General features: G+C 36.9%; 16 protein-coding genes. 15 read left to right on the top strand and 1 reads right to left on the bottom strand.

Translation table 11 applies throughout. The features are described from left to right. The first annotated feature begins 60 nt into the window (after positions 1–60). From FZC40_RS17015 to FZC40_RS03030, 11 genes are all read left to right on the top strand, one after another. A complete protein-coding gene (locus FZC40_RS17015; RefSeq protein ID WP_186843636.1) occupies positions 61–201 on the top strand; it encodes a hypothetical protein in 141 nt (46 codons plus the stop codon). 9 nt (positions 202–210) lie between these two features. After that, positions 211–465, top strand: a complete 255-nt coding sequence (locus FZC40_RS03075; RefSeq protein ID WP_148602471.1) for a hypothetical protein — start codon at positions 211–213, stop codon at positions 463–465. Positions 466–606: 141 nt separating this feature from the next. After that, on the top strand, positions 607–1398 hold the full coding sequence (locus FZC40_RS03070) for an MBL fold metallo-hydrolase (RefSeq protein WP_243135731.1): 792 nt from the start codon (positions 607–609) through the stop codon (positions 1396–1398). Between the two features lie 99 nt (positions 1399–1497). Then, positions 1498–1866 (top strand): NifB/NifX family molybdenum-iron cluster-binding protein, encoded by a 369-nt coding sequence (locus FZC40_RS03065; protein ID WP_148602469.1) that lies wholly within the window; start codon positions 1498–1500, stop codon positions 1864–1866. A 3-nt stretch (positions 1867–1869) separates the two neighbouring features. After that, positions 1870–2733, top strand: coding sequence for an ATP-binding protein (locus FZC40_RS03060; protein WP_148602468.1), 864 nt, complete (start codon positions 1870–1872; stop codon positions 2731–2733). Then, positions 2711–3577 carry an ATP-binding protein gene (locus tag FZC40_RS03055; RefSeq protein ID WP_148602467.1) on the top strand — a complete coding sequence of 289 codons (867 nt, stop codon included), beginning with the start codon at positions 2711–2713 and terminating at the stop codon, positions 3575–3577. Before FZC40_RS03060 ends, FZC40_RS03055 begins: the two co-directional genes overlap by 23 nt. A gap of 50 nt (positions 3578–3627) precedes the next feature. Further along, positions 3628–4122, top strand: a complete 495-nt coding sequence (locus FZC40_RS03050; protein WP_148602466.1) for a flavin reductase family protein — start codon at positions 3628–3630, stop codon at positions 4120–4122. A 90-nt stretch (positions 4123–4212) separates the two neighbouring features. After that, the gene (locus FZC40_RS03045) at positions 4213–5415 is read left to right on the top strand and encodes an iron-sulfur cluster carrier protein MrpORP (protein ID WP_148602465.1); all 1203 of its coding nucleotides are present in this window, start codon (positions 4213–4215) and stop codon (positions 5413–5415) included. Between the two features lie 156 nt (positions 5416–5571). After that, complete coding sequence (locus FZC40_RS03040; RefSeq protein ID WP_148602464.1) at positions 5572–5901, top strand: CGGC domain-containing protein; 330 nt, start codon at positions 5572–5574, stop codon at positions 5899–5901. 92 nt (positions 5902–5993) lie between these two features. Further along, a complete protein-coding gene (locus tag FZC40_RS03035) occupies positions 5994–6482 on the top strand; it encodes a C-GCAxxG-C-C family protein (RefSeq protein ID WP_148602463.1) in 489 nt (162 codons plus the stop codon). 101 nt (positions 6483–6583) lie between these two features. Continuing rightward, positions 6584–6958 (top strand): LIM domain-containing protein, encoded by a 375-nt coding sequence (locus FZC40_RS03030; protein WP_148602462.1) that lies wholly within the window; start codon positions 6584–6586, stop codon positions 6956–6958. A 122-nt stretch (positions 6959–7080) separates the two neighbouring features. Here FZC40_RS03030 and FZC40_RS03025 read toward each other — a convergent pair whose 3' ends face one another. Next, the gene (locus FZC40_RS03025) at positions 7081–7944 is read right to left on the bottom strand and encodes a 4Fe-4S dicluster domain-containing protein (protein WP_148602461.1); all 864 of its coding nucleotides are present in this window, start codon (positions 7942–7944) and stop codon (positions 7081–7083) included. Between the two features lie 144 nt (positions 7945–8088). Between FZC40_RS03025 and FZC40_RS03020 the strand changes: the two genes are divergently transcribed. The 4 genes from FZC40_RS03020 (at position 8089) to FZC40_RS03005 (ending at position 13202) form a co-directional block, all read left to right on the top strand. Further along, entirely contained in the window at positions 8089–8811 is a 723-nt protein-coding gene (locus tag FZC40_RS03020) for an ABC transporter ATP-binding protein (RefSeq protein WP_148602460.1), read from the top strand. Next, positions 8811–10493 carry a putative ABC transporter permease subunit gene (locus FZC40_RS03015; RefSeq protein ID WP_148602459.1) on the top strand — a complete coding sequence of 561 codons (1683 nt, stop codon included), beginning with the start codon at positions 8811–8813 and terminating at the stop codon, positions 10491–10493. The genes FZC40_RS03020 and FZC40_RS03015 overlap by 1 nt, the downstream gene beginning before the upstream one ends. 46 nt (positions 10494–10539) lie before the next feature. After that, entirely contained in the window at positions 10540–12609 is a 2070-nt protein-coding gene (locus FZC40_RS03010) for a thioredoxin domain-containing protein (RefSeq protein ID WP_148602458.1), read from the top strand. A 107-nt stretch (positions 12610–12716) separates the two neighbouring features. Continuing rightward, a complete protein-coding gene (locus FZC40_RS03005; protein WP_148602457.1) occupies positions 12717–13202 on the top strand; it encodes a ferritin-like domain-containing protein in 486 nt (161 codons plus the stop codon). Positions 13203–13301 lie beyond the last annotated feature (99 nt).

Below are 13301 nucleotides of genomic sequence, written 5' to 3'. Positions count from 1 at the left end.
TAACGGTCTATAATGAAATTATAAATAACATATGCCAAAAACTATTAGGAGCGGAAAATTATGATAAAAATAGGATTTCCGAAAGATTTTAGCCAATTAAAAGCGCTTTTCGCGGAAAAGGAAAAAGAAAGAGATTTATATATTACAGCCGAAGACACAGAAATTTCTCAGCTGCTGGGAGTTGTTCGTTTTATTTATTAAGATAACAAAGTGGATATTTTTGAAATGATCATGATTTATCGGAGCGACCAATACTTGGTAGTGTTTGACGGTATGATCAGAACACTTCTTGCAAAAATGGCTGAAGAGGGATGTACAATTGTATCAATTCATGATGTAAATGAAGAATTTAAAAAGTACTTTATCGATCATGAATTTATTGAAGAATCAGAAGTATTAATGCATAAAGATTTTCCTGGTGAATTTTTTAAACCCTGTCCTGGCTGCCGTGAAAATAAACAATAAGACATAAATATAGGCCTTATTATGATGGCTTGTAAAAATTTAAAGCAGTTTAATGATATCAACAGAGTAAAAGAAATAAAGATAAAATGAAAGTTATAGGTAAAGAATATGTTGATTAAAACTTTAGTGGAAAACACTTCAATGGATGAAGATTTAGGATGTGAACATGGCCTTAGTTTATATATTGAAACTAATAATCATAAAATGTTGTTTGATACCGGTGCAAGTGATCTTATTTTAGAAAACGCAAGAAAAATGCAGGTTGATTTATCAAAGGTCGATTTAGTCGTAATTTCTCATGGGCATTGTGATCATGGTGGTGGGCTCAGGGCTTTTATGAGTGTGAATAGTAAGGCAAAAATCTATCTGAACAGTAAGGCCTTTGGTGATTATTATTCAAATAGACTAAATGGTGAAAAGAAATATATTGGAATAGATAAAACACTGCTGCCTAATGATCGCTTTATTTTGGTAGACGGACAAACTGAAATTGATGATGAGCTGGAACTTTTCTCAAATGTAAAAGGAAATAAATTGAAACCATCAGGGAATCAGGATTTATTCATGAAGGTTGATTCTTTATTAGTTCTGGATGATTTTGCTCACGAACAGAACTTAATTATAAAGGAAAATGGAAATATCGTTTTAGTTGCAGGTTGCGCCCACAATGTAATTGTAAATATCCTGGAGCACTTTCATTTAAATAAAAACAGACAGCCAAGTTATGTGATTGGCGGTTTTCATCTTTATAATCGATCAGCAGGCAGATATGAGAATCCAAGTGCGATAGCGGATATTGGAACCTGCCTTCTCAGTACAGGAGCAATGTTTTATACCTGCCACTGTACAGGAATCAAAGCATATGAAAGTTTAAAATCAATTATGACTGATAAAATAGAATATCTATCAACTGGCAGTCAATTAATAGTTTAAGGATAAAAGAGCGAACCCAACAAGTGAGAATTTTAACCCAACGTTTAATTGGGTTGAAACACTTCTGAAAAAATTTTAGCAAATGGAGGAATAAATTTAATGAAAATAGCAATACCAGCAGATGAAAATACTCTGCAAAGTGAAGTTTGTATGTCTTTTGGACGGGCTCCTTATTTTTATATTTATGATACAGCCACTCAAACCGGTGACTTCATAATTAATGATGCAGCAACTGAGCCAGGTGGGGCAGGTATAAAAGCCGCTCAAATTATTGTCGACAATCAGGCCGAGGTATTAATTACACCGCGGTGTGGTGAAAATGCTGCAGACGTTTTTAAGGTTGCCAAGATTAAAATTTTTAAAAGCAGTGTGGGAACCATTCAGGATAATATCAATAGCTACAATGATGGAAAGTTGGATCTACTTGATCACTTTCATGCAGGATTTCATGGACGTGGGGGAAATTAAAAAATGAAACTAGCAGTACTCAGTGGAAAAGGTGGAACTGGTAAGACTTTAGTCTCTGTTAATCTGGCAGCGGTAGCTGGAAATTCCGTTTATATTGATTGTGACGTTGAAGAGCCGAATGGACACCTGTTTTTCAAACCGAAAGGGATAGAAAAAGAAAAGGTGACAATTAAAGTTCCAGTTGTTGATGAAGATCTTTGTATTGGCTGCCGTAAATGTGTTGATTTTTGTAAGTTTAATGCCCTTGCCGCTGTTTTAGATAAACTAATCGTATTTGATGAAATTTGTCATTCCTGTGGTGGTTGTATCCTGTTTTGTCCAACAAAAGCTTTGACTGAAAAGGATAAAGTGATTGGAGAAATACAAAGCGGGGTTTCTGATAGCGTCAAAGTGATTACCGGCATGATGAATACCGGAGAAGAATCAGGAATACCCATTATAAAGAAATTATTGAATAAAATTTCAAACGAAACGGCGATGACATTTATCGATTGCCCGCCTGGGAGTGCCTGCATTGTTATGGAAAGTATTCGAGATGCTGATTATTGTATTTTAGTTGCAGAACCGACAGTGTTTGGATTGCATAATCTCCAAATGGTTTATGAACTGGTGAAAATTTTCAAAAAACCCTATGGAGTTGTCATCAACAAATGTTTGCAGAGTGAAAATGATAATTTGATTGAAAAATATTGTAATGATAATAAGATAAAAATACTCACTAAAATCCTCTTTGAAAGTGAATTGGGAATACTCAATTCAAATGCGATGATTGTATCAAGAAAAAGCTCAAAGTACTATTCAATGTTTTCTTCTTTGCTTCAAATCATTACTAAGGAGGTGCACGATGAAACAGTTACTCATTCTTAGTGGAAAAGGCGGAACCGGAAAAACGACCGTAGCCAGTGCATTTATCAAGGTAGCACAGGCAAAAGCTTACGCTGATTGTGATGTGGACGCACCGAATCTGCATCTTGTTTTAGGCCAAACAAGTCAACCAAAACGAACAGATTTTTATGGAATGCCGAAGGCAGAAATAAATTCAGATTTATGTGCAAAATGTGACCGGTGCAGAGAAAATTGTCGCTTTGATGCAGTAACGGTGGTGAATGATGAATATCACATCGATTCTTATGCGTGTGAAGGATGTGGAGTTTGTCAAGTTGTCTGTCCGGTTCGAGCAATCACATTAGAACCGAATATCGCTGGTGAACTCATGCTGTATTCGAATGATACAGTGTTTTCAACCGCTCAGCTTAAAATGGGCAGCGGAACATCGGGGATGCTTGTTACTGAAGTCAAAAAGCAAATGAAATCAGTGGATGTCAACGCTGAGCTGGCAATTATTGATGGATCCCCGGGAATCGGGTGTCCGGTAATAGCATCCTTAAGCGGTGTGGATATGGTTTTAATTGTCGCAGAACCCTCAGTATCGGGAATTAGTGATATGGAACGGATTATTAAAACGGCTCAAACGTTTCATACAAAAATTGCGGTATGTGTTAATAAATATGATACCAATATGAAAAATACTGAAAAAATTAAATCTTATTGTGACCAAATGAATTTGCCTTATACAGGTAATATTCCCTATGATGAAGATGCTGTTAAGGCGATTAACAAGGGGCAAACGATTGTTGATATTTACTGTGAAGCCGGTAATGCGGTTCGAGAAGTATTTAACAATACCATGCAAGTATTATTGAATAAATAGCAAAATGAAATTTTCAGAAAAAATATAAATTGTTTAAAAGGAGTATGAAAATGAATAAAGTAAAAGCAAACATGAAATCTTGTTTAAATCCGGTTCCAAAAGTTCTGGTATCATGTCGCGGTTTAAATGGAGAAGAAAATGCCCTTGCAGTAGGTTATTGTGGAAATTGCAGTTACGATCCACCGATGGTTATGGTAGGAATTGTCCCTTCTCGTTATTCATATCACTTGATTAAAGAGTCCGGGTGTTTTGTAGTTAATCTGGTAGATGAAAGTTATCAGGAAACGTTTATTTATTTAGGTAGCCACAGTAAACGAAATGAAGATAAATTAGCTATTATGAAGGTCAAACTTGAAACGGCGAAAGTCGTTAATGCGCCTATTTTATCTGATTGCCCGGTGAATATTGAGTGTACCGTGGTTGATTCGATTGTGACGGGTTCTCATGAAATGTTCATTGGGAAGATTGAATACGTTCACGGAGATTCAAAACTTGTGAACAAGGATGGGATGATTGATTTTTCCCAAATCAATTTTCTTGGATGATTTTCAAAGGGATCGGCGAGTTAAGGGTAAAAGATAAAATAATACAAAATGGATTTTGACAAAAAAACAAACAAAAGAGGAGAAATTTGTATGAGTGAAAGTTGTAACCAGAGCTGTGGTACCTGTAGTGATGATGATTGTGATGAAAGAAAGGAAAATCCAGTGGATTTTTCAGAAAAACCACATGAGTTGAGTAAGATCAAAAAAGTAATCGGTGTGGTAAGTGGAAAAGGTGGGGTTGGAAAATCGTTAGTAACATCCTTATTGGCGGTTACAATGAATCGGAGAGGTTATAAAACGGCAATTCTGGATGCGGATATTACCGGACCATCCATTCCCAAGGCTTTCGGAATCAACACAAAAGCCATGTCGAGCGAATTAGGATTGTTTCCGATTGCAAGTAAAACAGATATTGACATCATGTCGATTAACTTATTGCTGGAAAACGAAACGGATCCGGTTATCTGGAGAGGTCCTATTATTGCAAATACGGTTAAGCAGTTTTGGACCGACGTTATCTGGGGCGATGTAGATTATATGTTTATTGATATGCCGCCAGGTACCGGAGATGTACCTTTAACCGTGTTTCAATCTTTACCGGTTGATGGTATTATCATCGTGACATCTCCTCAGGAACTGGTTTCAATGATTGTCTCAAAGGCCGTGAAAATGGCTGAAGTGATGGATATTCCGGTAATTGGAGTGGTTGAAAATATGTCCTATTTCGAATGTCCGGATTGTGGTAAAAAACATCAGATCTTTGGGGAGAGTCATATTGAAGAAGTGGCAAAAGAGCATGGCATTGATTTAATTGCGAAGATGCCAATTGATACAGCCCTCGCAGGTGCCTGCGATAAGGGCATGATTGAATTATTTGATGGAACATGGCTGGATCATATAGCTGATACTTTAGAAATGAATGGAGAAAAGAAAATGAAAATTGCAGTAGCAAGTGATAATGGGTTGGTAACAGGACATTTTGGTCATTGTGAAAGTTTTATGATCTTTGATGTGGAAAATAATAAAATTGTTAAAAGTGAAGCAGTTCCCAATCCTGGACATAAACCAGGGTTTTTACCTGTCTTTTTACATGACATGGGCGTTAATGTTATTATTGCCGGTGGCATGGGTGGCGGTGCGGTAGATATTTTCAATGAAAAAAACATTGAGGTTATCACGGGTGCGAGTGGAAAAGCTGAAGATGCGGCAACCAATTATTTACAGGGGATGCTTAAATCGACAGGATCTATTTGTCATGAACATCAACACAGTGATGAATGCGGAGAGGAATAAGAAGTTCTGAAAATAAAATGAGGAATTGCTGTTATTACTTTATTGAATGATGAGTGGTAATATCAGTTTTGATTAACATGTAGTTGTAGATCTTAAAAGTGATGGAACAATTATTTCTGTTCCATCACTTTTATAAAACAACTTAGGGAAGATGTTATGGAAAAAATAGGGATAATCAATTGTTATGAAACGGCCCAAAAATGCTCGGGAAAAGGATGTAAAAAGGCCTACAAAGAAAAAAAAGATGCCTTTGCCAGATATGAATCTAAGGAAGTTAAACTGGTTAGATTTGTCCGATGTCATGGCTGTGGTAAAAATGCTCTTGCCGGGGTAATAAAAGAAGCTGATAAAATGGCAAAAAAGGGTGTGACAACAATACACCTTTCAAGCTGCATGAGATCAATATGTAAATGGCATGATGAATTTGTGGACGAGCTATCAAAAAAATTTGAAGTAGTTGATTATACACATGGAAATGAAGAATAGCTGAGACCTGAATTTTATTATTTTGTTTGAAGGTATTCTTGAAAAACCTGATGGTACGATTTGGTGAAAATTAAAGGTGAGGAGTAAACGATTTGATAACACATGCTTGTCAGGCTAGAGAACTATTTGAAAAAGGCTATAATTGTTCACAATCGGTTTTTGCTGCTTTTTGCGATGAAACCGGAATGGAGTTGGAAACAGCTCTGAAGATTTCCTCTTCTTTTGGTGGAGGCATGGGTAGATTACGTGAGGTTTGCGGTGCCGTGACGGCGATGTTCATGATTGCAGGAATAAAATATGGATATACTGATCCCCGTGATGATGTTAAAAAGGCAGAGCATTATAAACGGATACAAGCACTTGCTTTCAAGTTCAAGGAGCGTAACGGTTCTTATATTTGCAGAGATCTTTTGGATATGGTCGGTACTGATAATCCAATACCAAAGGCGAGAACGGATGAATATTATCAAACACGCCCATGTGAACAACTTGTTGGTATTGCCGCAGAAATAATGGATGAGGTAATCAACAGAAAATCATTAGAACATTGTTGCTTTGAAAAAAATAAGAGAACAGTCTAGAAAGAAATATTGTCATAAATGCAAAAAATATTTTGCATAATTTTTGCATTTATGATAGTTTGAATAATTACATAAAACAATAAAATTTGTGGAGGTTCTTAATGAAAGAATGTTTTTCTTGCGGTGCTAAGTTGGAAGATGAAGATGTATATGAAGTAAAAGGTAAAATATTTTGTGATGATTGTGCCATGGGACAACAAAAAGTTTTGCAAACATGTGATCCCGGGGCTGTTCACAGCGCTTTGCTTGACCGAAAAAAATCAGGCTTTACAGGAACTGAAGGACTAACCGAAATTCAAAAAGAAATCTATTTATTTATTCAGGAAAAAAATGGCGTAACGGTTCCACAACTTATTGAAAAATTTAAACTTACTGCTGAAGAGGCTGGCGCGGCAACAACTGTTTTAAGACATCTCGAGCTGGGAAAAGGTCAAAAGCGTGAAGATGGTGTGTACTTTGTTCCATGGGAAGCTTAAACCTATCTGATACTTGGCAACTCTAAGTATCACCGAAAAGCAATTCTTCAAGGGGATAAAAATAAAACGAAAGAGATGAGCCGATATGATTTTGTCATATCGGCTCATTTAAATATAGTTGATTAATTTTCCAGACGTTCCAGCAAAGCGTTTTCAAAGGTTTTAATGCCGATTCGGTCAATAACAGCGGAGATCCGCTCGCCATCCACGCCAAGATCGGTGTAGGTTTCAAAAATTTTTTCAATCAGGTCGGGGATTTCTGCAACGGCATATAAATCCGTTAAACGATCCCCAAATCGGTAGCCACGTCCCATTCGGCCCCCCAGATAAATGGCAATTCCTTTGACCTCTTCAGTCATGGCTTCAGCTGGGCAGACTTTTGCGCATTCGCCACAATTCACGCATTTTATTTCATCCCACACTAGTTTTTTATCAACCATCGTCAGTGCCTTTGCCCGACAAACTTTGGTGCATTTTCCACAGTGTTTGCAGGCTTCGGAATCATATTGTACATAAGCTTGCCCAACAAAACCGATGTCATTAGTATTGGCTTTGGCACAGTTATTTGGACAGCCTACAAAAGTGAGCTTTGTTTTGGAATGAAGCTCTCGGCCAAAAAAACGGTCATGGCATTCACCGCAAAGCTTCTGGGTGTCGTAAAGCCCGTGGAGGCAGACGGTGCCTTTGCAAGCGACCAGCGGACGGACTTTTTTGCCGGTGCCACCATAGGTTAATCCGCCAGACTTTAGAGCCGTTTTGACGGCTTCAATGTCATCATATTTTATCCATGGAATCTCAATGGCTAAACGGGTTGTTTCACCCAGGTAACCACGGCCATATTTTTCAGCAATATCTGCCAGAGACCGGAATTCCTCTGAAGTCAAATTTCCTGCACGGCTCAAAATACGAAAGGAAAAATACCCTTCCTGTTGCTGGGCCAAAATTCCCTGAGCTTTCAATGCTGCAATTTCATTCTGTGTGATCACGATATTACCTGCTTTCTTTATAAGGGTTCATAATACTATTAAGTTATTGTATTCTTGTTTTCTAAAAACAATATTAAATTTGCCGTCATTATTGAAATGGATATGTTAAAATAATCTTAATCATATACGAAAAAGGAGCTTAAAATGCTAAAACTTGAGCAGGTATCAAAAACATATGGAAATAAAAGTGAAAAAGCGGTGGATAATATCAGCTTTCAGGTTTATCCGGGTGAAATATTTGGATTTGTGGGACCGAATGGGGCGGGAAAAACAACAACGATTAAAATGATTGTCAGTTTATTAGCCCCCAATAGCGGAAAAATAATAATAAACGGCATTGATAATCAGAAAAATATCCTTGAGGCAAAAAAACAGTTCAGTTATGTCCCTGATAATCCGGAGCTATTTGAAAAAATAAAAGGAATCGAATATTTGAAGTTTATGGCGGATGTTTATGAGGTGCCCGTTGCAGAGCGGCAGCAATTGATTGAAAAATATTTGGCTGTTTTTGAGATTAAGGAAGCGGTTAATGATCCCATTGGTTCTTATTCTCATGGCATGAAGCAGAAACTTGCTCTGGTTGGGGCTTTGATTCATGATCCGCAGCTGTTTGTTTTGGATGAGCCAATGGTGGGTTTGGATCCCAAAGCGTCGTTTGAACTCAAAAAAATCATGCGGGAACATTGTGATCGGGGACGATCGGTGTTCTTTTCAACCCATGTATTGGATGTGGCTGAAAAAATATGTGATCGGATTGCGATTATCAAAAAAGGAAAAATCATTGAAGTGGGAACGATGGCAGAAATTCGTGAAAAAGCAGGCAGCCAAGAATCTTTAGAAAATATTTTTCTGGAGTTGACGGAATAATGAAAGAAATAATGGCATTAACAAAATTATTTATTAATGAATCATGGGGATTTTCGAAATTCTTATACAATAGAACCAATAATAAGAAAGCGTTCTACAAACAATTAGTTCCCATGATTATTGTTCCGATCGCTTTGATTCCGGCATTTTTCATGTATGTTTCTTTTTATATCGCTTTGTATGCTGGATTACGCATGATCAACCAGACCTCTGTATTTTTAAGTGTCGGATATATCTTGACAATTGCATTGATCATTATTTTTGGAATTATGTATATCCTCTCGGAGTTTTATTTTTCGAAGAATATCGAAGAATTGATTCCCCTGCCGATACTTTCTCGTAATATTATCATTTCTAAGTTCCTTAGTATTTTGGTATCCGAATATGTTTTTACGGCGCTGATATTTGTACCGGCTCTTATTATTTATGGAGTCGGGGAGGGGATGGGTTTTGTCTATGCGTGCCTCTCAATATTGATGTTTTTAACCGTGCCGGTATTGCCGCTAGCATTGCTTACGGCACTGATTATGCTTATTATGCAGTCCGCCTCTATTAAAGGCCGTCAGGATATGCTTCGGATTATTTTTGCGTTTCTAGGTATCGCACTGATTATGAGTGTGCAAGTATGGTTTGGAAATCACATGGGGAATGCAAATAATGTGGATTTCCAAAATTTAATGAACAATTTGCTAAAGAACAATGAAAGTCTTTTGAACACCATTGGCTATTTTGTGCCCACGAGTCTTTTATTGGCATGGACACTTAATAAGATTACTTTGATGTCTTTGGCCTGGGCAGCGAGTAGCGTTGCCATTAATATCATAGCCTTTGCATTGATGGTTTTAGTTGGAAAACGGTTTTATATAAAAAGCATTGTGCGTGGAAAAATCATAAAAAAAGGGAAAAGATTGAGTCAGATTGAAACACAAAAGGCTCTGGGTAAAAAAAGCCATGGCGTGATGGCCATCTTTTCCATGGATTTGCGATTGCTGTTACGAACGCCGATTTATTTTTTCAATAATGTCAGTGTTGTTATTATTGTACCGGCATGTTTGTTGATCAGTCTTTCCTTTATTAAGTTGACGCCAGAAGATTTTAACAGCATCCGAAATTTTTATACTGAAATGCCAATACTTGTGAACTTCATATTGATTGCCTTTTTCATTTTTTTCGGAGCGACCACAGCGACCACAGCCACCACTTTTTCACGGGAAGGAAAGGCTTCATGGTTAACCCGGATGATCCCTATTTCATCAAAAGATCAGATTATTGGGCGGACCAGTGTAGCAGTTATCATTGAAAGCTTAGGGATTGTTTTTACGCTTATTGGGGTATCTTTCTATATCCCGCTGACCCTGTTAAGTCTTGTCTTAACTGTCATTTTAGGAATTTTAGGCTCGCTGCCAATTCTTTTGTTTGGATTATTTATGGATATGAATCATCCGCTGCTCGATTGGGACAATCCGCAAAAGGCCGTGAAAAATAATATGAATGTAGTAACTACGCTTTTTGTGGGAATGGCTTATATTGGGTTGCTCCTTGCGGTTTCCGGTCTTTTAGGGTATTTTATCAATCCCTGGTTGGGTTATGGATTGTTTTCAGTAATTAGTGGTATTATGACTGTTGTTTTTTATAAGATAATTGACAAACGTTTAGCAGTGAAATTACTAAATTTTGAATAAGTAATGGTTGTTGGTAAAAAAGGCAGCCGCAAAGGAGTGTGAATCAATGTCACAGAATGAAATACGGCTAATGCCAAAAGCAAACCGTTTAATCAATGAAAAGAGTCCTTATTTATTACAGCATGCCTATAACCCCGTTGAATGGTACACCTGGAGCGAAGAAGCGTTCAAAGAAGCAGAATTACAGAATAAACCAATTTTTCTTTCTATCGGTTACAGCACCTGTCATTGGTGCCACGTGATGGAGAAAGAATCTTTTGAAGATGAAGAAGTGGCAACAGTATTAAATAAATATTTTATCAGTATAAAGGTGGATCGGGAAGAAAGACCGGATATTGATCAAATTTATATGACTTTTTCCCAGGTAAGTACCGGACAGGGCGGCTGGCCGCTAAACGTTTTTTTAACAGCAGATAAGAAGCCTTTTTATACCGTAACCTATTTGCCGAAAATATCAATACACCAACATCCTGGGATCATCGATGTTTTAATGGGGATTGAAAGCCAATGGGAGAAAAACCCCGAAGATCTAAAAAAATCGGCTGATAAAATGACCAAGCTTTTAAATGACTTAGAAGTCAGCAAGAATGAAGAATTACTTAACGAAAACATTTTCAAGAATGCTTATACCTTTTTCGAAGAAAATTTTGATTCGCAATATGGTGGATTTGGGAAAGCTCCTAAGTTTCCGACACCCCATCATTTGTTTTATTTATTACGATACTATCAGGCATTTAAAGAACCACAGGCACTTGAAATGGTTGAAAAAACCCTTAAGCAAATGTATAAAGGTGGCATTTTTGATCATATTGGGTTTGGCTTTTCAAGATACGCAACCGATGAAACCTGGCTTGTCCCGCACTTTGAAAAAATGCTTTATGACAATGCCTTATTGATCATGGCTTATACCGAAGGTTATCAGGCAACGGGGAATGAGCTTTATCGAAAAATTGCAGAAAAAACATTAAGTTATGTGATCAGGGATTTGCGATCCCAAGTCGGCGGTTTTTATTGTGCAGAAGATGCGGATTCTGAAGGCGAAGAAGGCAAATTTTATGTTTGGTACATGAATAAGGTCGAGAAAATACTTGGGAAAAATCGCGCAGAAGTGTTTTTTCGGTATTATCCTATGTCAAAGGAAGGTAATTTTGACGGAAAAAACATTCCCAATTTAATTTCAACTTCAATTGAAGAAATCGAAAAATATCCAGAACTTCAAAAAGCTCTAAATGAGATGAGAGCAGATCTTTTTGAACAAAGAGAAAAACGAATTCATCCCCATAAAGATGATAAAATATTAACCGCCTGGAATGGTTTGATGATAGCAGCATTAGCCATAGCGGGAAGAGTATATCAACATTCTGTTTATGTTAAACTGGCGGAACAAACGATGAATTTTATTGAAAAGAATTTAACCCGGTCAGATGACCGCCTTTATGCCCGATATCGGCAGGGCGAGGCTAAACATTTAGGTTATTTAGACGATTATGCCAATATTATTTGGGGCTATCTGGAATTGTACCAGGCAACCTTTAATACCGACTATTTAGAAAAGGCTATTAAACGATCTCTTGAAATGATCAGCCTTTTCGGAGATGATGAATGCGGAACTTCAGGGTTTCATTTATATGGTAAAGATGCCGAGCAATTAATCGCTAACCCGAAGGAGATATATGACAATGCTCAACCCTCGGGGAATTCTATCGCGGCTTACTGTCTTTTGAGACTGGGTAAAATAACCGGCAAACAGGAATTTACGGATATTGCCAATGGAATGTTTGCTTATTTTGCAAATAATCTCAATCAGGCGCCGATGGCGTGTACCATGATGTTGAGTGCAAAACTGTATGAAGATCAACCCACAACAGAAGTTTTATTTGTCGGAAACAGTGAGGATCCGGTTATAATGAAAATGAATGATTATCTCAACAAACAGTATTTACCTTTTTCAGTGGTGGTTTCCAATAAAAAAGGTCAGGATCTGGAGCGGGTTAATGATTTTGTGGTCAATCAAAAAATGATTGATAACAAACCAACGGTTTATGTTTGTAAAAATTACAAATGTGAGCTGCCGGTAACAGAACTTGAAGATTTTATAAGAATTATGGATAAATGATACTGGTGATTAAATTTAATTTCTTAGGGTATAATGGTAAAGTAACTTGGGAGTGAATCAAGTGAAAAAATATACGAATTTAAAAAATTAAAAAAGGAGATAAAGTTATGAATAGTTTAGAATTTGCAATAAAGATGGAACATGATGGTGAAGAGTACTACAAGAAACAAGCTGAAATAAATAAAAACAACCGTTTGAATACCGTATTTCTTTTATTGGCAAAAGATGAAGGGAGGCATGCTCAAATTTTGGAAAACGAGTTTAAGGAATTAGAGTATTCATTAATTGATAATGATACCCTTTTGGAAACAAATAATGTGTTTAAAGGCAGCAAGAATTTTCAAAATGATTTCAAGGATATTCCCAATCAGGTTGAGGTGTACCGATTAGCCTTAGAAAAAGAAAGACAAAGTATTGAACTCTATGAAAAATTTTTATCTGAAGCATCGGATGATAAACTAAAGGAGTTATTTGGATATCTGGTTAAACAGGAAAAAAATCATTATAAAATATTTGAAGGCCTGATATTATTGGTGGAACGCCCGGAAGAGTGGGTTGAGTCTGCTGAATTTGGAACCAGAGAAGAATATTAATAAGAAAACTTCAGTGCTTACTTTTGCACTTAGTCTATCGGTTAAAGACAATTGGCAAAACAATTGTCTTTTTTTTTATTATATGTGATTCGTCAGGTA

It is taken from the genome of Acetobacterium tundrae (assembly GCF_008086615.1).
Classification (GTDB): Bacteria; Bacillota; Clostridia; order Eubacteriales; family Eubacteriaceae; genus Acetobacterium; species Acetobacterium tundrae.
Note: the sequence above shows the minus strand (reverse complement) of the source record. Positions and strands in the feature narration are given on the sequence as shown.

Excerpts from the sequence above, each read along its gene's own strand:
- FZC40_RS17015 (WP_186843636.1), top strand. The coding sequence starts at position 61 with ATGATAAAAATAGGATTTCCGAAAGATTTTAGCCAATTAAAAGCGCTT.
- FZC40_RS03070 (WP_243135731.1), top strand. The coding sequence starts at position 607 with ATGGATGAAGATTTAGGATGTGAACATGGCCTTAGTTTATATATTGAA.
- FZC40_RS03065 (WP_148602469.1), top strand. The coding sequence starts at position 1,498 with ATGAAAATAGCAATACCAGCAGATGAAAATACTCTGCAAAGTGAAGTT.
- FZC40_RS03060 (WP_148602468.1), top strand. The coding sequence starts at position 1,870 with ATGAAACTAGCAGTACTCAGTGGAAAAGGTGGAACTGGTAAGACTTTA.
- FZC40_RS03055 (WP_148602467.1), top strand. The coding sequence starts at position 2,711 with ATGAAACAGTTACTCATTCTTAGTGGAAAAGGCGGAACCGGAAAAACG.
- FZC40_RS03050 (WP_148602466.1), top strand. The coding sequence starts at position 3,628 with ATGAATAAAGTAAAAGCAAACATGAAATCTTGTTTAAATCCGGTTCCA.
- FZC40_RS03045 (WP_148602465.1), top strand. The coding sequence starts at position 4,213 with ATGAGTGAAAGTTGTAACCAGAGCTGTGGTACCTGTAGTGATGATGAT.
- FZC40_RS03040 (WP_148602464.1), top strand. The coding sequence starts at position 5,572 with ATGGAAAAAATAGGGATAATCAATTGTTATGAAACGGCCCAAAAATGC.
- FZC40_RS03030 (WP_148602462.1), top strand. The coding sequence starts at position 6,584 with ATGAAAGAATGTTTTTCTTGCGGTGCTAAGTTGGAAGATGAAGATGTA.
- FZC40_RS03020 (WP_148602460.1), top strand. The coding sequence starts at position 8,089 with ATGCTAAAACTTGAGCAGGTATCAAAAACATATGGAAATAAAAGTGAA.
- FZC40_RS03015 (WP_148602459.1), top strand. The coding sequence starts at position 8,811 with ATGAAAGAAATAATGGCATTAACAAAATTATTTATTAATGAATCATGG.
- FZC40_RS03010 (WP_148602458.1), top strand. The coding sequence starts at position 10,540 with ATGTCACAGAATGAAATACGGCTAATGCCAAAAGCAAACCGTTTAATC.
- FZC40_RS03005 (WP_148602457.1), top strand. The coding sequence starts at position 12,717 with ATGAATAGTTTAGAATTTGCAATAAAGATGGAACATGATGGTGAAGAG.